Annotated in this window: 26 protein-coding genes and 2 pseudogenes; 15 read left to right on the top strand and 13 right to left on the bottom strand. The window is 43.4% G+C overall.

Translation table 11 applies throughout. The annotated features are described in order from the left end of the window. Positions 1-62: 62 nt before the first annotated feature. On the bottom strand, positions 63-866 hold the full coding sequence (locus A9957_RS07840) for a sugar phosphate isomerase/epimerase family protein (protein ID WP_292343585.1): 804 nt from the start codon (positions 864-866) through the stop codon (positions 63-65). Positions 867-1233: 367 nt separating this feature from the next. Here A9957_RS07840 and mtrE point away from each other — a divergent pair, with 367 nt between their 5' ends. Genes mtrE through mtrH form a run of 8 tightly spaced genes read left to right on the top strand, consistent with a single transcriptional unit; the run spans position 1234 to position 6159 of the window. Continuing rightward, entirely contained in the window at positions 1234-2142 is a 909-nt protein-coding gene (gene mtrE, locus A9957_RS07835) for a tetrahydromethanopterin S-methyltransferase subunit E (RefSeq protein ID WP_292343583.1), read from the top strand. Between the two features lie 5 nt (positions 2143-2147). Then, a complete protein-coding gene (gene mtrD, locus A9957_RS07830; protein ID WP_373420711.1) occupies positions 2148-2858 on the top strand; it encodes a tetrahydromethanopterin S-methyltransferase subunit D in 711 nt (236 codons plus the stop codon). 1 nt (position 2859) lies between these two features. Further along, a complete protein-coding gene (gene mtrC, locus A9957_RS07825) occupies positions 2860-3675 on the top strand; it encodes a tetrahydromethanopterin S-methyltransferase subunit MtrC (RefSeq protein WP_105460734.1) in 816 nt (271 codons plus the stop codon). Next, complete coding sequence (locus A9957_RS07820; RefSeq protein WP_072561311.1) at positions 3672-3995, top strand: tetrahydromethanopterin S-methyltransferase subunit B; 324 nt, start codon at positions 3672-3674, stop codon at positions 3993-3995. The genes mtrC and A9957_RS07820 overlap by 4 nt, the downstream gene beginning before the upstream one ends. Before the next feature lies 1 nt (position 3996). Further along, on the top strand, positions 3997-4719 hold the full coding sequence (gene mtrA / locus A9957_RS07815) for a tetrahydromethanopterin S-methyltransferase subunit A (RefSeq protein ID WP_292343582.1): 723 nt from the start codon (positions 3997-3999) through the stop codon (positions 4717-4719). Between the two features lie 5 nt (positions 4720-4724). Beyond that, positions 4725-4952, top strand: a complete 228-nt coding sequence (locus A9957_RS07810; protein ID WP_096712621.1) for a tetrahydromethanopterin S-methyltransferase subunit F — start codon at positions 4725-4727, stop codon at positions 4950-4952. 1 nt (position 4953) lies between these two features. Continuing rightward, the gene (mtrG, locus tag A9957_RS07805; protein ID WP_096712620.1) at positions 4954-5187 is read left to right on the top strand and encodes a tetrahydromethanopterin S-methyltransferase subunit MtrG; all 234 of its coding nucleotides are present in this window, start codon (positions 4954-4956) and stop codon (positions 5185-5187) included. A 15-nt stretch (positions 5188-5202) separates the two neighbouring features. After that, a complete protein-coding gene (gene mtrH, locus A9957_RS07800) occupies positions 5203-6159 on the top strand; it encodes a tetrahydromethanopterin S-methyltransferase subunit H (protein WP_096712619.1) in 957 nt (318 codons plus the stop codon). 15 nt (positions 6160-6174) lie between these two features. On the opposite strand, the gene nth is transcribed toward mtrH, so the two are convergent. Further along, positions 6175-6795, bottom strand: a complete 621-nt coding sequence (gene nth, locus A9957_RS07795; RefSeq protein ID WP_096712618.1) for an endonuclease III — start codon at positions 6793-6795, stop codon at positions 6175-6177. 118 nt (positions 6796-6913) lie between these two features. Between nth and A9957_RS07790 the strand changes: the two genes are divergently transcribed. After that, on the top strand, positions 6914-7063 hold the full coding sequence (locus tag A9957_RS07790; RefSeq protein WP_206631059.1) for a hypothetical protein: 150 nt from the start codon (positions 6914-6916) through the stop codon (positions 7061-7063). Positions 7064-7084: 21 nt separating this feature from the next. Here the strand turns inward: A9957_RS07790 and hdrB are convergent, their stop codons facing one another. Then, positions 7085-7963 carry a CoB--CoM heterodisulfide reductase subunit B gene (gene hdrB, locus A9957_RS07785; RefSeq protein WP_096712617.1) on the bottom strand — a complete coding sequence of 293 codons (879 nt, stop codon included), beginning with the start codon at positions 7961-7963 and terminating at the stop codon, positions 7085-7087. Beyond that, complete coding sequence (gene hdrC, locus A9957_RS07780) at positions 7960-8448, bottom strand: CoB--CoM heterodisulfide reductase subunit C (protein WP_292343580.1); 489 nt, start codon at positions 8446-8448, stop codon at positions 7960-7962. The genes hdrB and hdrC overlap by 4 nt, the downstream gene beginning before the upstream one ends. A 413-nt stretch (positions 8449-8861) precedes the next feature. Between hdrC and A9957_RS07775 the strand changes: the two genes are divergently transcribed. Further along, positions 8862-9218 carry a hypothetical protein gene (locus A9957_RS07775; RefSeq protein WP_292343578.1) on the top strand — a complete coding sequence of 119 codons (357 nt, stop codon included), beginning with the start codon at positions 8862-8864 and terminating at the stop codon, positions 9216-9218. 71 nt (positions 9219-9289) lie between these two features. Here A9957_RS07775 and A9957_RS07770 read toward each other — a convergent pair whose 3' ends face one another. Together A9957_RS07770 and A9957_RS07765 are read right to left on the bottom strand one after the other, a co-directional pair. Beyond that, positions 9290-9829 (bottom strand): M23 family metallopeptidase, encoded by a 540-nt coding sequence (locus A9957_RS07770; protein ID WP_096712614.1) that lies wholly within the window; start codon positions 9827-9829, stop codon positions 9290-9292. After that, positions 9813-13421: a hydantoinase B/oxoprolinase family protein gene (locus A9957_RS07765; protein WP_292343776.1), complete on the bottom strand. Its 3609-nt coding sequence runs from the start codon at positions 13419-13421 to the stop codon at positions 9813-9815. Before A9957_RS07765 ends, A9957_RS07770 begins: the two co-directional genes overlap by 17 nt. 126 nt (positions 13422-13547) lie before the next feature. On the opposite strand from A9957_RS07765, the gene A9957_RS07760 reads away from it, so the two are divergent. Further along, positions 13548-13994 (top strand): phosphatase PAP2 family protein, encoded by a 447-nt coding sequence (locus A9957_RS07760; RefSeq protein ID WP_096712612.1) that lies wholly within the window; start codon positions 13548-13550, stop codon positions 13992-13994. Here the strand turns inward: A9957_RS07760 and purF are convergent. From purF to A9957_RS07745, 3 genes are all read right to left on the bottom strand, one after another. Further along, positions 13981-15393: an amidophosphoribosyltransferase gene (purF, locus tag A9957_RS07755; protein WP_096712611.1), complete on the bottom strand. Its 1413-nt coding sequence runs from the start codon at positions 15391-15393 to the stop codon at positions 13981-13983. The two genes, A9957_RS07760 and purF, sit on opposite strands and share 14 nt — an antisense overlap. A 28-nt stretch (positions 15394-15421) precedes the next feature. Then, positions 15422-15592, bottom strand: a complete 171-nt coding sequence (locus A9957_RS07750; protein ID WP_072358969.1) for a 50S ribosomal protein L37e — start codon at positions 15590-15592, stop codon at positions 15422-15424. Positions 15593-15671: 79 nt separating this feature from the next. Further along, positions 15672-15890, bottom strand: coding sequence for an LSm family protein (locus A9957_RS07745; protein WP_072358970.1), 219 nt, complete (start codon positions 15888-15890; stop codon positions 15672-15674). Between the two features lie 165 nt (positions 15891-16055). Here A9957_RS07745 and thiD point away from each other — a divergent pair, with 165 nt between their 5' ends. The 3 genes from thiD to A9957_RS07730 all read left to right on the top strand — a co-directional run bounded on the left by thiD (position 16056) and on the right by A9957_RS07730 (position 19423). After that, the gene (thiD, locus tag A9957_RS07740) at positions 16056-17384 is read left to right on the top strand and encodes a bifunctional hydroxymethylpyrimidine kinase/phosphomethylpyrimidine kinase (RefSeq protein ID WP_105460725.1); all 1329 of its coding nucleotides are present in this window, start codon (positions 16056-16058) and stop codon (positions 17382-17384) included. Between the two features lie 65 nt (positions 17385-17449). Further along, entirely contained in the window at positions 17450-18730 is a 1281-nt protein-coding gene (locus A9957_RS07735) for a mechanosensitive ion channel family protein (protein WP_096712609.1), read from the top strand. 51 nt (positions 18731-18781) lie between these two features. Continuing rightward, positions 18782-19423, top strand: a complete 642-nt coding sequence (locus A9957_RS07730) for a MarC family protein (protein WP_096712608.1) — start codon at positions 18782-18784, stop codon at positions 19421-19423. On the opposite strand, the gene A9957_RS07725 is transcribed toward A9957_RS07730, so the two are convergent. From A9957_RS07725 to tnpA, 4 genes and pseudogenes are all read right to left on the bottom strand, one after another. Next, positions 19416-19937, bottom strand: coding sequence for a universal stress protein (locus A9957_RS07725; RefSeq protein ID WP_128754647.1), 522 nt, complete (start codon positions 19935-19937; stop codon positions 19416-19418). The genes A9957_RS07730 and A9957_RS07725 overlap by 8 nt on opposite strands. A 48-nt stretch (positions 19938-19985) precedes the next feature. Then, positions 19986-22583 (bottom strand): valine--tRNA ligase, encoded by a 2598-nt coding sequence (locus A9957_RS07720; protein WP_292343774.1) that lies wholly within the window; start codon positions 22581-22583, stop codon positions 19986-19988. A 121-nt stretch (positions 22584-22704) separates the two neighbouring features. Then, positions 22705-23964, bottom strand: a complete 1260-nt coding sequence (locus A9957_RS07715) for a transposase (RefSeq protein WP_292343772.1) — start codon at positions 23962-23964, stop codon at positions 22705-22707. Next, a pseudogene (gene tnpA / locus A9957_RS07710) lies at positions 23964-24214 on the bottom strand (IS200/IS605 family transposase). Before tnpA ends, A9957_RS07715 begins: the two are co-directional and overlap by 1 nt. Positions 24215-24447: 233 nt before the next feature. On the opposite strand from tnpA, the pseudogene A9957_RS07705 reads away from it, so the two are divergent. Next, a pseudogene (locus A9957_RS07705) lies at positions 24448-24937 on the top strand (IS1634 family transposase); the annotation flags it as partial.

Below are 24937 nucleotides of genomic sequence, written 5' to 3'. Positions count from 1 at the left end.
TCCATGCATGAAATCAAAAAACTAGAGGAAACGTCTACAGGGAAGGCCTGTATCCCGTGAATTCAGGGAAATATTTCATCCAGTTTATTCCTTCCCGCAATGACATCATCCAGAGAAAAGACTTCAAGATTGAATATTCCATCAAATCCCGACAATTCTTCAAGTACGGTATAATCAATACAACCCGCACCCGGGCCAAGGTGTGCATCTCCGAAATAATCACCCGTGCACTTTCCGTGATTATCATGAACGTGTACATGGACAACATGTTCTGCAAAGAGTCGTGCAAAATGCCTGAGCAGACCACAATCTCCCCTACAGGTCAGGTTGGCATGACCAACATCAAAAGTGATACCAAGAGAGGGGGAATCAACTTCAAGCACTGCCCTTACAACTTCCTCTGCATCGCAGCAGAGATTATCAGGAGCTGTATTTTCCTTATTTTCAAGTCCCAGTACCACACTCCTGTCCGAAGCAAAGGCGGCCAGTTCTTTCAGGTTTGCAATCATTTTGTTGAAAGATTTTTCATAATCTCCCTTCTGGATACCGGGATGAATGACAACAGCATGGGAACCAATCTCTGCGGCAAGATCAATGGACTCTTCCATGAGTCTGAAATCCTGTTTGTCCATGGCTGCCGTATTAACCACAAGACCAGAAGGATAGGTTGGCACATCGGCAAAGTAAGGAGCGTGAATCGATGTCTCCAGATCACAGGTGGATAATTCATCAAGTATTGAAAAGAGCCGCTCCCTGTCCAGTGTTCTTCCATCATATACACCAAGTTTGGGAATATAGAGTTCAACAGAATCAACATACTCATCGAGTTTTGGCAGCGGAGCTGCAAAGGAAGATGCACCAATCATATAGAATACTGTTCTGCAAGTGATAAATAGTCTTTTTGGTAAGGCAAAGAGGTACTGTTCAGTTAAAGCATCATTCCCATTGATACGGCGTATATGAATTTAGATTTTGATGATTTCTGATGTAATTATGGTAAGTGATAAACATATTGATCCAATTGTTGATATGCTGAACAAATCCCTCTTTATGTGGGAAATATAATCGATTTCAGGAGACAAATCCGAAAGGTTTATGAATTATATTAAATAATCCAAACCCACCTTAGATGAGTCTATGTTATAATTCATAACATACGGAACAAACTCCAAAGAGTTGTTCTACAGCAATACATGGATTTATTATAATTAATTAAAAAGGAGGATAAAAGATATGGAACCACTCATAGGAATGGGTGTGTTGGCACTAATGGGTGCAGCGGCAACTATCGCCGGTGCATCGGAAGATCTGGAATCCGACGTTGGTTCTCAGAGTAACCCGAACTCCCAGGTACAGCTGGCACCCCAGATGATGTATCCACACAGGATTTTTAACAAAGCCATTTCAGGTGAACCACCCTCCAATGCCTTACTGGCAGCGGTCGGAGGTGCATCTGCATCGGTGCTTATGAGCGCCTACAGTATGTCAGTGGTCTTTGCCATCGCAGTTGGAGCCCTCATTGCAGCCGGTATACATGGCACTTACGCAACAACTGCATATATGGGAAGGAGCGCAAGCCAGAAAAGATTCAGACAACCCGTATATCTTGATATAGTCCGTTCACACGTACCTGTTATGATGGGATTTGCCTATATTACTACATTTTGTATCCTTGTTGTGTCATATCTCATGACAACTGTTCTCGGACATCCTTTCCCGCTTACCCTGCTTGCATTCATATGGGGTATCACAGTAGGAGCGGTCGGATCTTCCACAGGGGATGTGCACTATGGTGCAGAGCGTGAATTCCAGAATGTGGAATTCGGATCCGGGCTTAATGCCGCAAACTCCGGTAATATCGTGAGAAAAGCAGAGTGCGGACTGAGAAACGGTATCGATAATTCCTGGTTCTGCGCCAAATTCGGTGGACCTGTAACAGGACTGGCTTTTGGTATGACCGTATTCCTCAGTGGCTGGATTACTACAATATTTGACCCTTCAATGGGTGCCAATATTGGCTGGCTGTCAATAGTTGCCGGACTGGCAATCATACTTATCCTGATAATAGGAAACCGCAGACTGGAAGTATTCGCACGTAACCAGTACGGTCCATACAAAGAAGATGAAGAGGTGACTGCATGATAGATATTGCAGGAGTACTGGCAGCCAATTTCCTATACGTGATCCTCATCACACTTGGAGGAGTTCTCGTATCAGGAAGTGTACACTTCGTACCTGTGGGTGGTGCACCCGCAGCGATGGCACAGGCTACAGGAATTGGAACAGGTACAGTACAGCTCGCTGCCGGTGCAGGTCTTACAGGACTTGTGACAGCAGGCGCAATGCTTAACCTGACAGACAGTATGGCCCTGATCCTTGCAGCCGGCATGGTCGGTGCAATGATTATGATAGGAGTAACTATGATGGTCGGAAACCTTGTATACGTCTACGGTGTGGGAGTTCCCCCTGCTTCAGCAAAGGTCGACTATGACCCAATCACGAAGGACAGACAGGATATCTATGTATCACAAGGTACCGAAGGACACGGTCTTCCAACTGTATCATTTGTAAGTGGTATCATTGGAGGGGGGCTGGGTGGTATCGGCGGTGCACTTGTTTATTATTCCCTGATGAGTATTGCAAACGGCATGGCTTCAGCGGACTTTGTGGGCCTTGCAGCTATTTTCGCTGTGGGAATTTTCTTCGTAAATGCTGTAATACCGTCCTATAATATAGGAGGTACTATCGAAGGATTCCATGATCCTAAGTTTAAGAAGTGGCCAAAAGCAGTAGTAACATCTTTAATTGTCACATTTATGTGTGCAATTGTAAGTGTAATTACAATAGGAGGTCTGTAAAATGTCTGCAGGAGGAAGTGGCGGAGGTGCCTCAGAGGCAATTCCCCAGAATAAACTTATCGCTTTCGGAGCAGCAGGCGGACTTATTGCAATTTATTTGAGCTATTTCATGGTACAGTTTGCAGGACCTGCCTTCTCATTCATAGGCGCCCTCGGTGCAATTTGTGCCATCGTATGGGGCTCAGCTGCAGTACGCAGAGTAGCCAGTTATGGACTTGGTACAGGTGTACCTTCCATCGGTATGCTCGCTCTGGGTATGGGAGTGGTGGCAACAATGTTTGGCCTAGCAATCGGGGGTATTGCCGGACCCATAGTTGCATTTGTCACCGCAATGGTTATCGGCCTGGTAATCGGTGCCCTTGCCAACAGGGTAATAGGAATGGGCATTCCAATCATGGAACAATCCATGACAGAAATCGCAGGTGCCGGTACGCTGGCCATTGTAGGCCTCAGTACCGCCATGACAGGCACTTTCATGTTTGATGTGGTTCTGACAGAGGTAATCGCTACAGGTTACATCGCATTGATTTTCATCGCTGGAGGTATGGCAATTCTTCATCCGTTCAATGCAAACCTCGGGCCCGATGAAAAACAGGACAGGACCCTTTCCACTGCATTCGAGAAAGGTGCTATTGCAATGATAATGGCCGGTATCGTCTCTGCAGTTTCAGCCGGTGCATCCGCTGCCCCCACAATCGTCATCGGACTGGCCATATGGTATGTTTCGTTCAGCCAGTACAGGAACTATGTTGTCAGGGATGCATATGATGTGGTTGGAACAGGTCTCCTGCCAAAGGAAGAGGAGGAATCGGAATGAGCATGGTACATGTTGCACCTGAAGTACATTTAGTACTGGATCCAATGTCATCCCTGCTTGCAGCAGAACGGGATGATGTGATTCAATATTCCATGGATCCAATAGTTGAAAGAATAGATGATCTTGACAAGATTGCAGATGACCTTGTGAATTCCCTCGCCCCGGACAGGCCACTTCTAAGTTCCTTCCCGGGAAGAGAAAATACCTCATACAGTGCCGGTATCTACAGCAACCTGTTCTATGGCGTCATTGTAGGACTGGTATTCTCAGGAATTCTGGCAATTGTAATCTACATGCTTAGCATGACCGGAGGATTGTAAAATGGCAGAAAAGAGAGAACCAGCACCCGGATGGCCAATCCTCAAAGGAGAATACGAGGTAGGAGATCCGGAAAACTGTGTTGCAGTAATTACCCTAGGTTCACACCTGGAAGGAGGACCCTTACTGGATGCGGGAGCTTCAATTGCAGGCCCCTGTAAAACAGAGAATCTGGGTCTGGAAAAAGTTATATCCCACATTATTGCAAACCCCAATATCAGGTATCTGGTCGTAACCGGATCTGAAGTAAAGGGACACATAACAGGTGAAGCATTCGTAATGCTGCACAAAAACGGTGTCAGTGATAACAGGATCGTGAATGCCAGTGGTGCTATTCCATATGTGGAGAACCTGACCGAAGAAGCTGTACAGAGGTATCAGGAACAGGTCGAATGTATCGATCTTATTGGTACTGAAGACATGGGAACTATCACCGGTAAGATAAAGGAACTTGCAGCCAAAGACCCTGGTGCTTTTGATGCAGATCCCCTTGTGGTAGAAGTCGGCGGTGAAGAAGAAGAGGAAGAAGAAGTCGGTGGCCTAAAACCAATGGCATCAGAATTCTCTGTAATTCGTGGCAGGATCCTTGATATCGAAAGGGAAATGGCCAGGATCGGAGAGTTCAATAAATTCCATGCCGGTGTTCACGCAGGCAAGATTGAAGGAATAATGATCGGACTTACCATTACATTGTCCCTGCTTGGCCTGATATTATTCGGGAGGTGAATGATATGGCGGAAGAAGAATATGGAAAAGGCGTGCCAATGGTCATTGAACCAAAAATGGGCGCAATTGATCGAGTGGTCGAAGATATCCGTTACAGGGCCCAGCTGATTTCCAGGAACCAAAAACTTGATTCCGGTGTATCAGCCGCAGGAATAGTCGGTTTCACAATCGGATTTCTTTTTGCACTGATAATGGTAATCATACTACCACTATTGGTATGGCAGGTGATTTAAGATGGCTGACGAACAAGCGAATAACAATATTCCAGCCGTAGTGGTGGACTCGGAGGATTTTGATGAAATACTCAAGAAACTCAATGATATAGACGAGAAAATCGAGTTTGCCAACAGTGAAATCACACAGAAGATAGGCAAGAAAGTAGGAAGGGATATAGGAATACTCTATGGAGCAGTTGCAGGCATATTGATGTTCTTGCTCTATATCTCGATATCACCGATACTTTTCTAAAATAGAGGTAATAACATGTTCAAATTTGATAAGAAGCAGGAAGTATTCGAGGTCGGAAATGTCAAGTTCGGCGGACAACCCGGCCAATACCCAACCATCCTGGTCGGGTCAATGTTCTACAATAGGCACAACATTGTCACTGACGAAGATACAGGAGAATTCGACAGACCAGCAGCAGAAAAACTCTGGGACAACATGCTCGAGATGGCAGAAACTACAGGAAACCCCTGTGCCAACCAGATAGTGGGTGAAACCCCGGAAGCCATCAAAAAGTACATAGACTGGTTTGTTGAGTACGATGAAAAGACTCCGTTCCTGATAGATTCTTCAGCAGGGGACGTCCGTGCTGCAGCAGCTGATTATGTTACAGAGATAGGTGTTGCTGACAGGGCAATCTACAACTCCATCAACGCAAGTATCCACGAAGAAGAGATAGAAGCGGTCAAGAGAAGTGACATTGAAGCATCCATCGTACTTGCATTCAATGCAGTTGACCCCACCCTTAAGGGTAAGATCGAAGTACTCGAAAAGGGTGCATCCGGTCAGACACAGGGTATGCTTGATATCGCCAAAGACTGTGGAATCACAAAACCTCTTGTCGATGTTGCAGCAACTCCCCTTGGTGCCGGTGCCGGTTCATCCATCCGTGCAGTAATTGCTGTAAAGGGCCACTTTGGCCTGCCTGTAGGTGGAGGTTACCACAACATGGCATCCGCATGGGACTGGATGAAGACATACAAGAAACAGTTCGAGACCAAGGAGCAGCGTAAGGCAATCTACATGCCTACAGACATCGGTACAAACCTCGTGCCACAGATCCTCGGATCCAACTTCCAGCTCTTCGGTCCAATCGAGAACACAAACACTGTGTTCCCGGCAACCGCAATGACCGATATCATCCTTGCAGAAAATGCCAAGGAACTGGGTCTTGAGATCGAAGACGAAAACCACCCAATCAACAAACTGGTCTGATATTTCAGATCGGTTTTACTTTTTCTTTTCTTTTTTAGCACATAAATCTTCTATTACACAAGCCACACAATCCGGATACAGAGGTTTGCACACCGTTTTGCCAAACTGGACAAACAATTCGTTAACTTCTCTCCAGTAAGACAGAGGAACCTGTTTTTGTAACTCAATTTCAGTCTGTTCTGGGGTTGTGGTTTCCACAAGACCGAGCCTGTTTGAGATCCTGTGTACATGAGTATCCACTGCGATTGCTTTTTCCAAAAAAGCATAGGACAGAACACAGTTTGCAGTCTTTCTTCCAACCCCTGGTAATTTGAGTAACTCATCCATGGTAGCAGGGACCTGTGAATCATATTCATCTATAAGTATCTGAGAAATCTCTTTTATCCTGCCGGCTTTCACCCTGTAAAAACCCACATCCCTGATAAGGGTTTCAATACTTTCTATATCTGCTTCCACCATCTGGACTGGAGTGGAATAGTGCTCAAAAAGTCTCCTGGAAGCAATTTCTGTAACTTCATCCCTGGTGCGCTGGGAAAGAACAGTTGATATCAATATGTAGAAAGGATCCCTTTCAGTGGAAAAGTATTCATGGGGATAGAGGGGTTTCAATCTGTCGAATATTTCTTCTGTGTCCATGGATAACCCAATGTTATGCAAAATAATAAGGTTTACCTGATGGAGAATCAGAACCAACAGATACAGGAACACGAACAAGATCACGATTTCCAACTACAAGGAAACAACCGAGGATGTTGTGATAGTGGAACGCCTCTATGGAGACTGGGAAATCACTGAATCATCCCATCCCTACACAAAGCAGGATGCAAACACCATCGAGTTCAAGGTGGAAGTACCTGCCAAGGGAGATGTGGAAGTTACCTATACATCCCTCTACAATTACTGAGCCCAGGGCGCTCAGTCTTTTTTATTTACCAAGTAAATTACAGAAATCCGAACAATCCATTTCATTGAGATCTATACCGACAGCCTCTGCAGAATAGCCCAGTGAGAGGGCCAGTAACTGGGAGTAGTGAATTACGGGGATGCCAAATTCCCTGCCTTTGCCTGCAAGGGATACCTGGCCCGCATCAAACTGCATGTGACAGAAAGGACATGCTTCCACGATGCAATCTACACCTGCCTCTTCAATCTTGCCCAGTTTGTGTTCGGTGATTGCAAGGGCCGTTTCACCCAGGGCTGACCTGACACCGCCACCGGCACCGCAACATTCCATCTTATCGGGATAATCCACACTTGTGCAGCCCAGTGCTTCCACCAGTTCATCAAAAACAGAAGGGCGCTCAACACTGTCAGTAGCCCTGCTTGATGAAGGTTTGAGCATATGACAACCGTAATGAACGGCCACTTTCAGATCCAGGGGCCTGACAATTTTTTCTTTTATTTTTTGCACACCGATTTCAGAATACAGGAATTCGATGATATGGCGTACATCAATGGTACCGTCAAAATGGCGACCTATTTGTGACAGATGGCTGTTGGTCTGCTCTTTCAGGAGAGAGTTGTTTTTCAGTTTGAGATTGGCATCCGCCAGGGACCCATAACAACCGTTACAGATTGTCAGGACATCCCTCTCATCCGTCTCCGACAATGTGATGTTCCTGGAAGCCAGGGCCAGCCAGGTGGGCTCATCGAACGAGCGGAATACACCGGGTGCCGGACAACAGGATGCGCCTTCCAGCTCTTTCCAGTCGATACCCAGATATTCAAGGCAAATCCCTGTGGCTTTTTCGATTCCAGGATAGCGGTTGGGCACAAGACAGCCCAGGAACAGGGATATTTTCATTGCTCCTCACCTCCTGTAATTTCCCCGAAATCACAACTTGCAAGCAGGCGCTTTACGTCTTTCAGGGCATCGGGATGGCTATGGACCGTGGAAGGCAGGGAGTTCAGGCCCAATTGCATGCGTTTTTCTCTGTGAGTGTCATCAATAGGTACAGCATGGCCATGTTCCTGAAGCAGATTGGCCACATGCCTGTGTCGCTCCAGAATCAGTCCTTCATGAGCAGCAATACTTCGCACAGCGAGTATGGCATCCACAATTGCAATACCCCTGGGACACCTCTCCTGACAGTTGTAGCACGTCGTACACATCCAGAGGGTCTCATCGGAAATGGCTGTATGGTCTTTCCCGATTTTGCGCACAAGCCGCCTGACATTCAGACTGGCCTGCCTGCCGGAGGGGCAACTACCACTGCATACGCCACACTGCATACATTTCAGGACATTGAAATCCTCTATAACCTCCTCAATTGAGGGAGTACCTGCCATGATTATATTCACCTACCTGCAAGTAGATTTTCATTTGTTATAAAGATGAGGCATTTCGTTGTGGAAGTTTGTGGGACCGGATTATTTCTGAGGTGCAGCTGGCAGAGTATCCAATAATGTTGTCTTTCCTGTAAACTTGGACAGGGGGCAGCATACCTGCTAGGTAAAATATTTTTAACTTAACCTAAACATAAGAATAAATATTCACTGCCAACAACACTATATAGAATGATATCAAACATAATTTTCGATGTGAGGTCAGAAAGTGTTCAATCAGTCAGGACCCCACATCTTTGCCCGCAAAGCAACGATTGCGGCGTTCCGGACACCATAAACCTGAAAAGATTTTGTAAGACATCAATTGTGTGAAAGTCCTTCACACAATTGTCTTTAATTTTAGTGGAGAATCAAACATGAGAGTACTATTAATAGCATTCATCATCCTTACAATCACAACACTCCCTGCAATGGCAGATACACTCACAGTTGACGGTAGCCAAGGAGCGGATTACAGATCAATGCAGCAGGCTGTAAATAATGCAACATCAGGAGATACAATCCTTGTGTATCCCGGGAATTACACGGAAAGTGTCTACATTAATAAAAAACTCACAATAATTTCCAAATCCGGTAACCCTGCCGATACAATAGTGAATGCTGCCATTATCTCAGATCGTCATCATATAGAGACAGATGACGTATTTAATGTGAATGCCGACGGTGTTGTTATCAGTGGATTCACCTCCTTTTTTCATTCAAAATCACACTAGGAATTTTTTCTTATAGAAATGCTGATTTATTAGCTGAAGTCATATGAAAGGAATTCTACAGAGAATGATTTTCATTTATGCAAATAATGCAGGGGGTTCAAGAGGCCCGGCGGTTTTTTGGACCCGAACCAGTTGCCTCCCAGATACAATTTATTATCTGTAACAGGGTATTTTTCCCATATTTCAAGATGCAGCATGGCAGGATTTTTTTCTTTGAGTGCCTGGATGTATCGGGGTGATGTGCTATCTATCATCTCAGGGTTGAGTACCTGTCCGACTTTTCCAATCCGGTCATATTTTTTGACCCTTGAACCCTTTTCCGGAATGGTCATGCCCATTTCCCCGTATTTGTAATATTTCCCGGAATTTCCCCGTACTATTAGATGGTAGGTTTCATTCCAGTACTCTATCATTGAGGAAGAGGTCATTATTTCAATTTCTACAACTTCCCCTTCCTCTATGGCAAAAACCGGGGTTCCTTTTTCTGCATAAAGGTCAATGCCACAGTGGTGGCGGTCTTTTCTGTCTTCCCAGAAACAACCCGATTCACCATCAGCAGGTATATGTACCGGTACTTGAAGGGCGCAGTTTTTTTCATTCCCTGTTTCCATAACCTCCTCCTCCTGGAGTTTTAATTATGAATGTATCTCCTTCTTCCACTTCCATTTCATCAGCTGCTGAAAGTTCAATAGTTTGCCCGCTTTTCTTTTTTAAGATGTTTTCGCCGGTGCTTGCAGTCTCTCCGCCTGCCATTCCCTTTGGCGGGTATTTCCTGTGGCTTGAAAGAATCGCTGCCTTCATTTTTTTGAGAAAACGTATCCTTCTGATCACGCCATTGCCTCCCTGAAATTTTCCCGCTCCTCCACTACCCCTTCGAATACTGAATTCTTCTATTCTGACAGGAAAACGTAATTCCATTATTTCGGGGTCTGTAATCAGAGAATTAGTCATGTGTGTCTGAACCGCATCTTCTCCATCAAAACCATTGCCTGCTCCTGCCCCTCCGCAGATGGTCTCATAATACTGGAATCTGTCATTGCCGAACGTGAAATTATTCATTGTTCCCTGGGACGGTGCAAGTATACCGAGGGCTCCGTAAAGGCAATCCACGATGTATTGGGAAGTTTCGACATTGCCGGCCACAACAGCTGCAGGATATGAAGGATTAAGCATCGAATTATCGGGAATGATTATCGTAATAGGCCTGAGACAGCCCGAATTAAGCGGAATATCATCCTGCACAAGTGTCCGGAATACATAAAGTACCGCAGCTTTGCAGACTGCAGACGGTGCATTGAAATTGCTTTTTGTTTGAGGTGAAGTGTTTGTAAAATCGATGGTTGCTTTTGTGTTATCCCTGTCAATTCTTAACCTTACTGCAATTTTACTGTCATCATCCAGTGTGTACTCGAAATCTCCATCTTCTAAAATATCAATCACTTTTTCCACTGCCATTTCGGCATTATCCTGTACATGTTGCATGTATGCAGTAATGGTTTTCAGGGAATAGGTATCAACAAGTTTGCGGAGTTCTTCTATTCCTTTCTGGTTGGCAGCAATCTGTGCTTTGAGATCTGCGATGTTCTGGTCGGGGTTTCGAGGGGGATATGTTGCCTGATTGAAAAGTTCCACAAATTCTTCTTCCCGAAATTTTCCTTGCTCTGTAAGTTTGAATTCTTCAATAAGAACTCCTTCTTCCTCGATCCTCTTGCTTAATGGTGGCATGGAACCTGGAGTAATCCCGCCGATATCCGCATGGTGGCCTCTGGATGCTACATAAAATTGTGGTTTTCCGTTGCTAATAAGCGGGGAAACTGCGGTTATATCGGGCAGATGGGTCCCTCCATGATAGGGGGAATTGAGAATGTAGGTATCACCTTCGCTGAAATCATTCTCATGATTGCGGATCACCTCTTTTACTGCGTCTTCCATGGAGCCCAGGTGTACCGGGATGTGGGGCGCATTTGCAACAAGGTTACCGCTGCCATCAAAGATTGCACAGGAAAAATCCAGTCTCTCCTTAATATTTACCGAATGGGCTGCATTGCGCAACCTGTATCCCATCTGCTCGGCTACTGACATGAAACGGTTATTGAATATCTCAAGCATGACAGGATTGACTTCAGTACCAATATCCGGTCTGGACTTTGTCATCTTTTTTTCCAGTAGCAAATGATTGTGTTCTGTTACGCAAGCCTGCCATTTACGTTCCAGTACAATGGTAGTTGTATCTTCCATGATCAGGGCAGGACCGGTGATCCGATTGCCGGGTTTGAGAACATCCCTTGTGAACAAAGGTATCCGGTGCCATCTCCCTTCCATGTAAACTTCCTTTGAAGATGCAGGTTTCGGGTTTTTATCTGTTAATAAATGGGTGGTTTCTGCAGGTATCTGGTTCTTCCCAATAATTTCCACATAAACAGAATCTACTACCAGTTTTCTATTTTCGCTTACAAAACCAAAACGTTCTATGTGCAGGTTGTAAAACATTTTTGTCATTTCGTCTATAGGGCCATATGGCACATCAAAAGTTGTTTCAGTACCTTCATATTTCAGGCGGACCCTTTCCACGGTTTCGATGTCAATATTCCTGTCACCTGTGGCAAGCATGCGTTCCATTCCTTTTTCAGAAAGGTTCTTTGTAACACCTGTCAGTTCCTTTTCAATCCCTTCTTCAAGATACTTTTCCAGAGCCTTCTCCTCGATTACCCGTCTGTCTGCAAGTCCCATTCCGTAGGCTGACAGTACTCCTGCAAAGGGATGAATCAGTATTTTTTCAATTCCCAGAGAATCAGCTACAAGACCCGCATGTTGGGCTCCTGCACCTCCGAAACAACAGAGAATGTAATCTTCAAGATTATACCCTCTTTTCACCGAAATATGTTTGATGGCATTAGCCATATTTTCCACTGCCACCTTCAGGAAACCTTCGGCAACTTCTTCCGGATTCATGCTTTTGCCGGTTTGCAACTTTATTTCTTCTGCAAGTTCACAAAATTTTTCCACAACAATTTCCCTGTCAAGGGATAAATCCGCATTTTCACCGAAAATGCGGGGAAAATTCTGTGGGCTGATCTTGCCCAGCATTACGTTACAGTCAGTAACGGTAAGTGGCCCTCCTTTCCTGTAACAGGCGGGTCCGGGGTCGGCTCCCGCAGAATCAGGTCCTGCCTGGAACCTGCCATCTTCAAAATGCAGGATTGATCCACCGCCTGCAGCAACAGTATGTATGTTCAGCATTGGAGTGTGCAGATGTGTTCCTGAGATAGTTGATTCAAGGGTTCGTTCCATTTCTCCCCTGTAATGGGCTACATCGGTGGATGTTCCTCCCATATCAAAACTGATTACCCGATCAAACCCTGCCATCCTGCAGACTTCTGCTGATCCTACGATACCGCCGGCAGGTCCAGAAAGAATACTGTCTTTGCCCCTGAAACTGTTTCCGTCGACAAGTCCGCCGCTGGATTGCATGAAAAAAAGATCAGTCGAGTTTTTCTGATCATTGAGTTTGTTGCGTACCAGGTTTACATAATGTTCCAGCACCGGGGACAGGTATGCATCCACAACTGTTGTTTCTGCCCGGGCAACCAGCTTGCTTAACGGGCTTGTGCGATGGGATAGGGATATATTGGTATATCCTGCATTATGTGCAATCTTTTCGATTTGCTCTTCGTGAGCAGGATAGCGAAATGAATGCATAAGGGCAACTGCGACAGAGCGGTAACCTTTATGGTAATATTCCATAAGTTTTTCTTTGATGTCCTCACAGTTCAGAGGAGTTACTATTGTTCCGTCAGAGCTGTATCTTTGCCTGACTTCAATAACTTCCTCATAGAGGACTTCGGGTTTTTTTATATCAAGTGCAAATATAGAGGGGCGGTTCTGGTATCCTATTTTCAGGATATCCCTGAACCTTTCCGTTATTACAAGTACTGTAGGCTCTCCCCTGCGCTCAAGCAGTGCATTTGTTCCTACAGTGGTTCCCATACGGATAGATGCAATTTTTTCTGCAGGAAGGGTTTCATCTTTTCCGAGATTCAGGATTTGTCGAATTCCTTCTATAGCAGCATCTTCGTATTGTTCGGGATTGTCGGACAGGAGTTTGTGTGTCAGGAGTTTCCCGTCCGGTTTCAGGGCCACGATATCGGTGAATGTGCCACCTCTGTCGATCCAGAAGTCCCAGGAGTTTGAATTGTTTTGCATGTTTTCACAGCGATTATCCTGCAAAATTATTTATATCTGGCTTATAATATTATATCAATGCCATTTTAGGAATTTGATTTACAATTATTTCATTACATAAATTCCATTCAGGCTCTTGATTTTATTATGGTCCCCCTGACAATAGCGGGAAACCTGTTTATATGGTTGTTAATCGCTGCATTTCTATATATATTTAAAGGTAAATCCTATGCAGTCTATTACTTGTCACTTTTGTTCATAATATGGCTGCTTGTTTATTGGATTAAATCATTATTCATGGTCCCCAGGCCAGAAACCGGACGTATCCTTGTGGATGCAGCCGGTTATTCTTTTCCCAGCAGTCACACAGCACTGGCTTTTGGAACTGCCAGTTTTTTGCATCCAGTTTCAGGCAAATCAAGTTATTTATTCTGGATATTTGCCATAATGATGGGTATCAGCCGGATAGTGGTGGGTGTACATTATCCTTCGGATGTTATAGCAGGTGCAATAGCAGGTATTATTCTGGGTTATGCAGGTTTGCTTTTGTATCCTGCATTTGTAAGAAAAGTAAAAAGGTTTAGAATTGATTAAGCCGGGTTTGCCTGCACTGGCATTTTTCCCCGGGAATTTCCAGTGGATATACTTCTGTCAGACATCCCATACATAGATCTTCTTTGTCAAGACCTATGGCTCTGACCAGTCCGTCGATACTTAGATAGCCCAGGGAATCTGCGTTTATGGTATTACAAATATTTTCTACTTTGTTGTTGGCCGCAATTAATTCCTCACGGGTAGCCATATCAATACCCATATAACAGGGGGCAATTATAGCTGGGCTCCCAATTCTGGCGTGTACTTCTCTGGCACCGGAGTCTTTTATCATATTGATGATTCTTCGGGAAGTAGTTCCCCTTACAACACTGTCATCGATGAGTATTACCCTTTTGTCCTCTATGTTTTCTGCAATAGTGTTCATCTTGAGCCTGACGGCTGTTTCCCTCATTTCCTGGCCCGGAAGAATGAAGGTCCTGCCAATATAACGATTTTTCATCAAGCCTTCCTGATACTGGATGCCTGATTCCCTGGTATACCCGACAGCAGAAGTTATGCCCGAGTCAGGCACAGGGGAAATAATGTCTGCTTCTACAGGATGTTCTTTTGCAAGTTCCCTGCCAATACGTTCCCTTACTTTGTAGACGAGCTGCCCATCAATTACAGAATCAGGTCTTGCAAAATAAATATATTCAAAAACACAATGTGCCGCATGTGTGGTATTGTATACCTGATGGCTTTCCACTTGACCATCTTTTAATACAATGACTTCGCCGGGTTTTACATCCCGGATAAGTTTGCCGTTTAATGTATCAATGGCCACACTTTCGGATGCAACTACCAGCCCAAGGTCAGTTTTTCCTATGCAGAGAGGTTTGATTCCAAGGGGGTCCCTGGCGGCTACCAGGAGGTTATCGATCATTATGGCCAGGGAATATGACCCCTTAAGCCTTTTCATTACATTCTTGATAGATTCTACAGGTCCATGCTTTAGCAGTTCCTTGACAAGAAGGTGGGCAACAACTTCGGTGTCAGAATCGGTAATGAAAATCCTGCCTTCTGATTCCAGTTCGTCCCGCAGGTCGCTGCCGTTTATCAGGTTGCCATTATGAGCAATAGCTACAGTACCACTTTTGTAATTCACAATTAGGGGCTGGCAATTTTCTATGCGTGACTGGCCCGTTGTGGAATAGCGGACATGACCGATTCCCACATGGCCTACAAGTTTAACAATGTCTTCCATTGTATAAACTTCCGGGACAAGACCCATCCCTTTCAGCGAATGGGTTGAACCACCATTGTAAACAGTAATGCCGGTGGATTCCTGGCCCCTGTGCTGTAGTGCATAGAGAGAATAGTAAATCTGAAGTGCGGCGGTTTTTGATTGGGATTTTGTATCATCCAGTAAAATCCCTACAACACCGCATTCTTCCTTCATTTGCACCTCAGCAAAAGAATAAGAGTAATCAGTATTTGCACTTGCGCTGCCACTTGTAACTTCTCATACGTGAAGTCTTACCAAATCCGCATGATGTGCACTGTTTGGTATGGATGTTAAGAGATACGCTACCACAACGTCTGCATTTAGCATGTGTACGTTTCTGTCTTTTTCCTCTTGAGGGAGTACCTTTTGACATTATTTATCACCTTGTAATATGGATAGTAGTAATCAGTATTTTGAAGGGTACCATTGATTGCCCTGATTATTCTTATAGGTTACGGAGATACATATACAACATTATCGCCACGGACAACAACGCTGCCAATCTTGCGGACTATTTCTCCTTCCTTGATTTCTTCAGCTTCATCCAGTACCAGATTCATGTGAACGTCATATCCCTGAAGTGTTCCACGAAATTCTCTTGCACCTTTCAATCTTACGATTACGGCTGTGTTTAATGCGTTGTTCAGTATATCCAGAGGTCTGTTTCCCATATTGAATTGCCCCGTAGGTATAAATATTTAAATCTAAGTTACCCATACGAATTTAATTGGGTGTTTGCATGCAATAATGTAAATCTCTCATGGTGCAAATACTATATATAAAGGTATCGCAGATATTCTGCATCAGTCAAAGAAATTATCATCAGGTGGAATTATATGAGCAATACAAAGGTAGCCCTTACGATAGCAGGTTCGGATTCCGGCGGCGGTGCCGGTATAGAAGCAGACATTCGTACCTTTTCGGCACTGGGAATGCATCCCACATGCGCCGTTACATGCATCACCTCCCAGAACACAATGGGACTGCAGGATTCAACGGAGGTGCCTCTATCCCACATATCCTCTCAGATTTATGCGGTATGTACGGATATGGATGTAAAGTGGGCAAAAACAGGAATGCTTTCTTCTCCTGAAATTATCGATGCGGTTGCATCTGAGGTAAAGAAGCATCGTCTTAAACTGGTTGTGGATCCTGTAATGGCTGCCGAGGCCGGAGGCACCTTGCTTGCTGAATCTGCGCTTAATACCCTGAAAGAAACATTGTTGCCTCTGGCTTTTGTTGTAACTCCCAACATATATGAGGCAAAAGCCCTGTCAGGAGTTACGATAAACACCTGGGAAGACGGGCAGAAAGCAGCTCGCAGGATAGCAAAACACGGCGTGGATAATGTAATAATCACAGGAGGCCATTTTGATGCTTCGGATCTTGTCTACGAATCCCACAATGACACATTTACAACAATATCAAGTCGATTTGTTGAAGGGGGAACTCATGGTTCCGGGTGTACCTATTCGGCGGCTTTGCTTGTTTATCTCTCAAATGAATTGAGAGTGCCCGAGGCTGCAAGGTGTGCCAAAAGATTTGTAGAAAATGCCATTTCCAGAAGTACCGATGTTGGAATGGGTGTATCCCCGGTAGATCCGCTTGCTTTTCTGCGTAATTCAGCTGCAAAATACCATACTTTTGTGAATACTACCGAGGCCCTGGATCTCTTGCTTTCGGAAAAGGCTTTTTCAAAACTCATCCCTGAGGTAGGGTGCAATATTGCCATGGCAACTCCCGAGGCGGAAACAATATCCGACGTAGCCGGCGTACACGGTCGTATAACCCGTTCAAAAGGCAGGCCTGTGGCATCAGGGTGTGTTGGGTTTGGTGCCAGTAAACATGTTGGAAGAGTGGTACTTGCTGCTATACATTCCAATCCTGAAATCAGGGCATGCCTGAATGTTAAGTACAGTAAGGAGATACTTGCTGCCTGCAGCCAGATGGGCTTTGGCATTGCTTCCTTTGAACGCAAGGACGAGCCTTCCGATGTGAGTACAATGGATTGGGGCACGGCTTATGCAATAGAAAAATATGGTAAGGTTCCTGAAATCATATATGATGAAGGCGATGTCGGAAAAGAACCCATGATAAGACTGCTTGGCAAGAATGCTACAGATGTGGTGGAGATGGCCCTGCGAATAGTCGAACGAATTAACTGATCGGTTTTGGGTATAGGTATAAGTAAGTACAGATTTATACCTAATATTTGTTATTTCCAGTATTAATGGAGGAATATTGTATCGCAGTAGGGGCCGATGATTTTTATTTGACGATAATCATAGTTATATTGACATTGCTGGTGATCCTGCTGCTCCAGTATCTTTTCAAAAAATCTTTGGTTTTCAAAGGTGACCCTTTCATAAGGAATCTTTTCTTTACCCTTATAACATTCCTGGGTATGATGCTGGTTATATTTTCCCTGCCGATATCCAGTGATTCAAAACAGATCATTGTAAGTGCGATAGGTATTATTGTTGGTGCTACGGTAGCTCTTTCTTCTACCACTTTTGTTTCAAATGGAATGTCCGGTATAATGGTTCGGCTCATCAAGCCATTCAATGTGGGTGATTACATAAGAAGCGGTGAAATCTTTGGCAGGGTGACGGACAAAACCATACTCTACACACGAATTCAGTCAGAAGATCGTGACCTGATCACCGTGCCAAACCTGAAAATAATGTCCAACCCCCTGACTACCATACGCTCGTCGGGAACTATAATCTCTACTAACGTTTCACTGGGTTATGATATATGCCGGCAGGATATTGAAACAGCCCTTCTCAAGGCGGCTGATGAGGCAGGCCTGGAAGATCCTTTCGTACATGTTCTTGAGCTGGGGGATTTCTCCGTCACCTACAAGGTGGGAGGTCTGCTGAAAGAGACTAAAGCCTTGCTAACTGATCGTTCTAATTTTAAGAAGGAAGTGCTGGACTCCCTTCATAGAATGGATATTGAAATTGTATCTCCTACATTCATGAACCAGAGAGTCATGAATAATGGCAAACGATTCATTCCTCCTCTACCGGAAAAAAAGGAGAATGAGGAGGAATTCCGTCCAGATAGGGACTATATTCCTGAAGTATCCACCGAAGAAATTATTTTTGATAAGGCTATAGAAGCTGAAATGCTGGAAAAGGCCAGAAAAACGCTGGAATATTTTGATAATAAAAAGGCAAAAGTGGAAAAACAAATTTCCTGCCTTCCCGAAGAATCTGCCGAAATCCAGCAGAATAATTGGTCTTCTATAAAGGATCGCTTGGGCAACATAGAGCAGATTGTTGAGGCACTGGAAAAAGCCCCGGAACCGGGAGAAATGGAATCATCGCCCGAAGGCCTGCTTCACTCCAAGGTGCTTGAACACCTCAGTTCCATCATGGACAGCATTCTTGAGGATTATAACCAAATGGTGAAAATAATGGAATCCGAGTCCTGTGAGATTGAGGACAAAAAATCTTACGGTTTATCAGAAAGTAAAGAATCTGTCAGTGAAAATGATGTTAATTAAATAACTTATTTAGGATCACTTTTAAATACCAGATTGCTATAGTGACCGGATATGGACGTTGTATCATTCTTTATCTACTCCTTTGTTAGCATCTTCATTATAGTGAGTCCGATCGGAGTAGTCGTAACGTTCATCTCTCTAACAAGCAGCATGACACAGGAAGAAAAAAACAGTATAGCAACCCGTGCAACCCTTCTTTCCTGTGCGATATGCATTTTCTTTGCCGTTACCGGTCACGGCATCCTCAATGTTTTCGGGATTAGTGTAGATTCCCTGAGGGTGGCTGGTGGAATATTGCTGTTCAAGGTAGCCTTTGATATGCTGCTCTCAAAAGTATCCGGGGAAAGTGTAACTGAAGAGGAAATTCATGAATCCCTCAGCCGTGATGATGTCTGGATATTTCCCATTGCCCTTCCATTGATGACGGGGCCTGCAACAATCACAACCGTAGTCGTGCTTTCAGGTACCTCCCCTTTAATTTCCTATAAACTAGTGGTATTGCTGGCAATTCTGCTGACATTTGGCATATGCTTTGTGACTCTATATTATTCCCGCCGTCTCTATAAATTAATAGGATACACCGGAGCACATGTTATCACCAGACTGCTCGGGCTTTTCCTTGCAGCTCTTGCGGTGGATTTTGTAACTCATGGTGTGTGGAATATATACAGTAACCTTGCAGGAATTACCTGACCGACATTACATCACAGCTGGCATTATGGATCACTCTTTCTGCTACACGTCCCAGCCGGAATGTCCCGTCAGAACCCATGCCCAATGTGCCCATTACAATCAGGTCTACGTTCTTATCGGAGGCAAAATCAAGGACCTCATTTGCAGGTTTGCCTTCGATATGTACTTTTTCGACATCTACGCCCTTATTTTTCCCGAGTTCTTCTACGTAGGAAAGAATATTTTCTGCTTTTTCCTCGAGATGTTTCTTGCGCTCTATTCTCCAGTTCTCGTCGGCAATCTTTGCAAATTCGCGCCACTGGGCCGGAGATATGTGTTCTGGAAGTGAGACCTGCATTGCTGTTTTCCAATCCCTGTGTATTGCTTCCCTGGTCATGCCTACAGGATTCATTTCCATTACATAAAGTGCATATACCTTTGAACCAAACGCATTTGCTAGTTCTATCCCCGATTGCACGGCTTTTCGGGCATTTTCAGAACCGTCGGTAGTTATTAATATAGTGTTATAGACCATTGGTATTCCCCCATAGAAACAAGGGGAGTACTCCAATAAATAGCTAATTCAGCGCAATATTACGGCCATTACATCGCTGACTTCAATAACATCCACTGTCCTGCCTGCAGACGTCACTTCTTTTATTATTTCCACACTTTCAGGTTCCAGACTTATTTTTTCTCCATCAACTTCAATATCAATGGATCCGGATTCCTTCATCTGTGCAACCCGGGATGCATCCATGCTTTTCAGGGTAGTGATGATACTGCCAGCCTGTTTGCGGAATTTTGGTCCGATAATGCCCATGTTGGGTTTCACATCCACAGGCACATGTTCAAATTCGGGTTTTCCTTCTATAACTTCCACCGCGGAATTTGTAGCTCCCTCAAGATCGGTAACATCATCCATTACAGAATATATCTCGATCTTCTTGAGAGGAGCATTCAGAGCCATCCCTGAATCGGATTTATACCTGCGGATACTGCTTGCGAGGTCTTTTATTATTTCACCCTGCTTCTCAGAAGTTTCATCGATCATTTCCCTGTGTGCAGAGGGCCATTTTGTTTGGTGGACGCTGCCTGTAGAAATATGGGAATAAACTTCCTCTGCAAAGAAAGGCGCAAAGGGTGCAAGCATGCGGGTCAGAGTTTCCAGAGTTGTGTGGAGGGTGTAACGAGCTGCTCTCTTTGAAGTTTCATCCTCTCTATATAGTCTGGCTTTAACAAGTTCGATATAGTTGTCTGCAAGGGTTTCCCAGGCAAATCCGCGTATGGATTTGCAGGCTTCGTCGAACTGATAGTTATCCATATTTTTGGTTACTGAAATTATCAGCCTGTTGAGTTTGCTGAGCAGCCAACGATCCACTGTGCCCAGGCTGGATGTGGCAACTTCAGGGATGTCGGGGAGTACTTCTTCCAGATGGGACATTGAAAAGCGGAAGATACTCCACATTTTGTTAAAGTATCTGGACCCTGATACCACGTCTTTCCATCTAAACATTACATCAGAACCAGTAGAACCTCCGATTGCAGCCCACTGGCGGAACGCATCCGCACTGTACTGGTCAACGACCTCTTCCGGAGAAATGATGTTGCCCCGGGATTTGCTCATCTTGTGTCCGTCTTCTCCGAGTACCATTCCATTTATCATGATAGAATCCCATGGCTTGGAATCCTGAAGGGCTTTGGAGCGCAGTATGCTGTAAAATGCCCACGTGCGGATAATATCGTGGCCCTGGGGTCGCAGCTGTGCAGGTGATCTCATTTCATGATCTGTAAGCCAGCCTGTAACGTGCAGGGCTGTCAGGGATGAGTCCATCCAGGTATCCAGTACATCTTCTTCACCTTCAAAATCAGTCGAACCACATTCACAGGGTATTGGAGGTTTTGTCTGTGTGGGATCAAGAGGCAACCAGTCCTCTTCTGCAATCAGGGATTTTCCACATTTTTTGCAGTACCACACAGGTATGGGGGTGGCAAAAATACGCTGTCTGGATATACACCAATCCCATTCCATGGTGTTTGTCCAGTTCTCCAGACGTATCTTCATGTAGTCGGGAATCCAGTTGATCTCATTTGCAGTCTCAAGGATTTTATCATTTTCAATTTTGACAAACCATTGCCTTTCAGAAAGGATTTCTATCGGTGTGTTGCAACGCCAGCACATTCCTACATTCTGGTCAAGGTTGTTCTGATCATACAGGTAACCCTGCTCTTTGAGATCTTGAATGATTGCATCCTTACATTCTGAAGATTTCATTCCTTCATATTTGCCGGCAATATCTGTCATAAAGCCATTCCGGTCAATAGCTTTGCGCAGAGGTAGATTGTGCTCGATCCACCAGCGTACATCCTGTTTGTCACCGAAGGTACATATCATTACCACACCTGTACCGAATTCCGGATCAACCTCTTTGTCTGCAATTACAGGCACTTCATGGTCAAATAAAGGTACTCTTACATTTTCACCAATCTTTTCCTTATATCTTTCATCATCGGGATTGATTGCCACAGCCACACAGGCAGCCAACAATTCAGGTCTTGTGGTGGCGATTTTGACTTTATCAAAGTTCAAATAGTTCAGTTTTGTGTCCCTTGCTTCATATTCGACTTCCGCAAAGGCAATAGCTGTTTCGCAGCGCGGACACCAGTTCACCGGATGGTCGGCCTGATAAATACGTCCCTGCTTTTGCATCTGGACAAAGGAGCGCTGTGTTTTCACGAAGTATTCGGGTTTCATCGTGATGAATTCGTTACTCCAATCTACCGAAAAGCCCAGCATGCGCATTGTCTGGCGCATTTTCTCTATATTTCCGATTGTAAGTTCTTCACAGAGCTTCCTGAATTCAGCTCTTGGGACCTGGTTTTTAGTAATGCCATGTATCTCTTCCACCTTCACCTCGGTGGGAAGGCCGTGACAGTCCCATCCCTGTGGGAACATAACATTGAATCCCTGCATGCGTTTGTATCTTGCAACAAAATCGATGTAACACCAGTTAAGGGAATTTCCAATATGGAAATTGCCTGTAGGATAGGGAGGCGGGGTATCTATTATATACTGGGGTTTATTCTCATCTTCCCAATCAAAATGGTACATTGACATGTCCCAGGCATTCTGCCATCTTTTTTCCACTTCTTGGGGGTTATATTCTTTAGGGATCGTCATCAGGACACTCCGATAATTATGATAAATAAGTTTGATATTCAGTACCGGATGGCATAATATGTGTATGTCCGGCAAATCTCGAACAACATCTTGTCTGATCTTATATTGAACTACTCCACGCTTACGCATGGAGATTCCTACGAGTTGTTATATCATTCATTGGATGTATTTGGGATACATCAAATGTCAATAACCCTGTTTGTCGTAGATTATGAGCAAAATGCTCATAGCCTGTCCAAATGGCATTCTGTGATAGGAAACGTATCATGATATTGATAGCACTATTTCTATCTCTATCAATAACGTTACCACAATCACATGTCATATCACGTCTATATAATGGCATATCATGTTGTTTTCCACAAACATAACATGTTTTTGACGTATAACTTTCATCAATTTTAACTACTTTTTTACCTATAAACTCTGCTTTATAGGTGAGAAATTCGATGAAACGTGATAAATAACCATTATTTTGTGTAGAGCGGTTCAATGATCTTGATTTTGATTTACCCATATTTTTAACGTTAAGTTTGCCTACAATAATTGTATTGGCTTTTGTGTTTTCTAACATTTTTTTGGTGGTTTTGTGTTGCCAATCTTTTATTTGATTGTTTTTCTTACTTACCATAGTACTAATAGTTTTGTTTAATCGATGCCATTTTTTACTGTATTTTTTGCAATGGTCACGTCTTGATTGAACTGCACTGATTTTAGAATCCCAATATAAATCATATCGTGGATTGTTTATTTCAAAAAATTTCCCTTTATCATTTATCGCAGTAATCGTTTTGGTAATCCCTAAATCAATGGCTTGAAATTTATGGTTTTGAACATAAGGTACATTGATTTCAGGTTCATAGGAAAGGGCAACAAAAAAATCTCCATTACCCTTTTTATCTTCATTGAATATTTCGATTTGTTTAATCTTCAAATTTGATATATCATGTTCAATATCAATTATCAAATCATCATTATTTATTTTATGTGAGAATTTAATTATATTTCCAACTACTTTGAAACCACTCTGATTATATGTTATTGTAAAAAAGTATTTACGACTTCTAAATTTAGGTGGTCTTGCTTTTTTGTCACCGTTTTTGTGAAGTCCAAAAAACGATTTATAATTGGCATCTAATTTACGCAAAACCATCTGACATGTTTTAGAATAAAGAACATTTATATCAGGATTTGCTTCTTTAATTTGTGGCAAATCGTTCTGCTGTTTTGTATATGAAATGGATTTTTTATCATTTTTCCATGAGTCTTTTCTTTCAGATAATGCAATATTATAAAGAGATGTACATGCATTGGATAACTCCCAAAGCATTTCTTTTTGTAATTCAGTTGGATGAATTTTGTATTTTTTTGTTAATTGCATTATTTCCCCTGATTATCAACATATCTTTTCAAAACATCCAGCGTAACCTGTCCTGTCGTAGCCAAGAAATATGATCTTGACCAGAATGCATCTTTCCCAACTTCTCTTTTACTTCTGGAAAATTCCATCTAATCTCTCTTGATGAAATTGTTTTGATTGAATTGATATATTTAGGTATATCCAATGTTTGTTTTGCTTTGAATATCATATGAAAATGGTCTTTATCACATTCGATATTTAGGACTTCCACTTCAAAGTTTGCACTTATATTGTATATAGTTTTTTCAAACAATCAACTACGAGAGGATTCACCAAAGCATCTCTTCTATATTTTACACATTGTACAAAATGATATTGCAGTGAATATACAGAATGGCTACCTGTATCCAGTTTGTTGTTCATAGTTACATATATAAGCTTATAACCCGACTTTGACAGTCAAAAGTAATAATAGTGTTCTTAGCTTTGCTGTATTCGGTAAAAATGCAATCAAAACTAAGAACGTATGAGATTATTCCTAACAAGAATATATGCTTTCCTATCGGAACCGTCCTGGCTGTAAACCAACTTTACGAAATTCTAGATCTTCCTTCAGTTTTTGGTAAACACAAAAAGAATGGAATTGACATCAACAACCTGCTCAAAGCTCTTGTAAGTTACAAACTGACGGATAATTTCAGCATAAGTAAAGCTCATGAATGGATTAATCGGGAGGAAGTCCTTGATATTTTTACTCTTCCTGAATTCAGTGAAAGAACTCTGTACAGGGTTCTTGAAACCCTGGGAAATAATCGTGAAACGATTATTTCCGATATCCAGGATAAACTGTTTGAAAGATACGATTTCGAACATACCAATATCAACATGGACTGGACCAGTATCGTATTACATGGTGATAAATCACCACTGGGTAAGCATGGATACAGTCGTGACCACAGGCCAGATAAGAAACAGATCACACTGGGTATAAGTG

This window comes from Methanohalophilus sp. DAL1 (assembly GCF_001683555.1).
GTDB lineage: Archaea > Halobacteriota > Methanosarcinia > Methanosarcinales > Methanosarcinaceae > Methanohalophilus > Methanohalophilus euhalobius.
This window is presented reverse-complemented; position numbering and strand designations above follow the sequence as displayed.

Excerpts from the sequence above, each read along its gene's own strand:
- A9957_RS07840 (WP_292343585.1), bottom strand. The coding sequence starts at position 866 with ATGATTGGTGCATCTTCCTTTGCAGCTCCGCTGCCAAAACTCGATGAG.
- mtrE (WP_292343583.1), top strand. The coding sequence starts at position 1,234 with ATGGAACCACTCATAGGAATGGGTGTGTTGGCACTAATGGGTGCAGCG.
- mtrC (WP_105460734.1), top strand. The coding sequence starts at position 2,860 with ATGTCTGCAGGAGGAAGTGGCGGAGGTGCCTCAGAGGCAATTCCCCAG.
- A9957_RS07820 (WP_072561311.1), top strand. The coding sequence starts at position 3,672 with ATGAGCATGGTACATGTTGCACCTGAAGTACATTTAGTACTGGATCCA.
- mtrA (WP_292343582.1), top strand. The coding sequence starts at position 3,997 with ATGGCAGAAAAGAGAGAACCAGCACCCGGATGGCCAATCCTCAAAGGA.
- A9957_RS07810 (WP_096712621.1), top strand. The coding sequence starts at position 4,725 with ATGGCGGAAGAAGAATATGGAAAAGGCGTGCCAATGGTCATTGAACCA.
- mtrG (WP_096712620.1), top strand. The coding sequence starts at position 4,954 with ATGGCTGACGAACAAGCGAATAACAATATTCCAGCCGTAGTGGTGGAC.
- mtrH (WP_096712619.1), top strand. The coding sequence starts at position 5,203 with ATGTTCAAATTTGATAAGAAGCAGGAAGTATTCGAGGTCGGAAATGTC.
- nth (WP_096712618.1), bottom strand. The coding sequence starts at position 6,795 with ATGGACACAGAAGAAATATTCGACAGATTGAAACCCCTCTATCCCCAT.
- hdrB (WP_096712617.1), bottom strand. The coding sequence starts at position 7,963 with ATGAAAATATCCCTGTTCCTGGGCTGTCTTGTGCCCAACCGCTATCCT.
- hdrC (WP_292343580.1), bottom strand. The coding sequence starts at position 8,448 with ATGGCAGGTACTCCCTCAATTGAGGAGGTTATAGAGGATTTCAATGTC.
- A9957_RS07775 (WP_292343578.1), top strand. The coding sequence starts at position 8,862 with ATGAGAGTACTATTAATAGCATTCATCATCCTTACAATCACAACACTC.
- A9957_RS07770 (WP_096712614.1), bottom strand. The coding sequence starts at position 9,829 with ATGGAAACAGGGAATGAAAAAAACTGCGCCCTTCAAGTACCGGTACAT.
- A9957_RS07765 (WP_292343776.1), bottom strand. The coding sequence starts at position 13,421 with ATGCAAAACAATTCAAACTCCTGGGACTTCTGGATCGACAGAGGTGGC.
- A9957_RS07760 (WP_096712612.1), top strand. The coding sequence starts at position 13,548 with ATGGTCCCCCTGACAATAGCGGGAAACCTGTTTATATGGTTGTTAATC.
- purF (WP_096712611.1), bottom strand. The coding sequence starts at position 15,393 with ATGAAGGAAGAATGCGGTGTTGTAGGGATTTTACTGGATGATACAAAA.
- A9957_RS07750 (WP_072358969.1), bottom strand. The coding sequence starts at position 15,592 with ATGTCAAAAGGTACTCCCTCAAGAGGAAAAAGACAGAAACGTACACAT.
- A9957_RS07745 (WP_072358970.1), bottom strand. The coding sequence starts at position 15,890 with ATGGGAAACAGACCTCTGGATATACTGAACAACGCATTAAACACAGCC.
- thiD (WP_105460725.1), top strand. The coding sequence starts at position 16,056 with ATGAGCAATACAAAGGTAGCCCTTACGATAGCAGGTTCGGATTCCGGC.
- A9957_RS07735 (WP_096712609.1), top strand. The coding sequence starts at position 17,450 with ATGGAGGAATATTGTATCGCAGTAGGGGCCGATGATTTTTATTTGACG.
- A9957_RS07730 (WP_096712608.1), top strand. The coding sequence starts at position 18,782 with ATGGACGTTGTATCATTCTTTATCTACTCCTTTGTTAGCATCTTCATT.
- A9957_RS07725 (WP_128754647.1), bottom strand. The coding sequence starts at position 19,937 with ATGGTCTATAACACTATATTAATAACTACCGACGGTTCTGAAAATGCC.
- A9957_RS07720 (WP_292343774.1), bottom strand. The coding sequence starts at position 22,583 with ATGACGATCCCTAAAGAATATAACCCCCAAGAAGTGGAAAAAAGATGG.
- A9957_RS07715 (WP_292343772.1), bottom strand. The coding sequence starts at position 23,964 with ATGCAATTAACAAAAAAATACAAAATTCATCCAACTGAATTACAAAAA.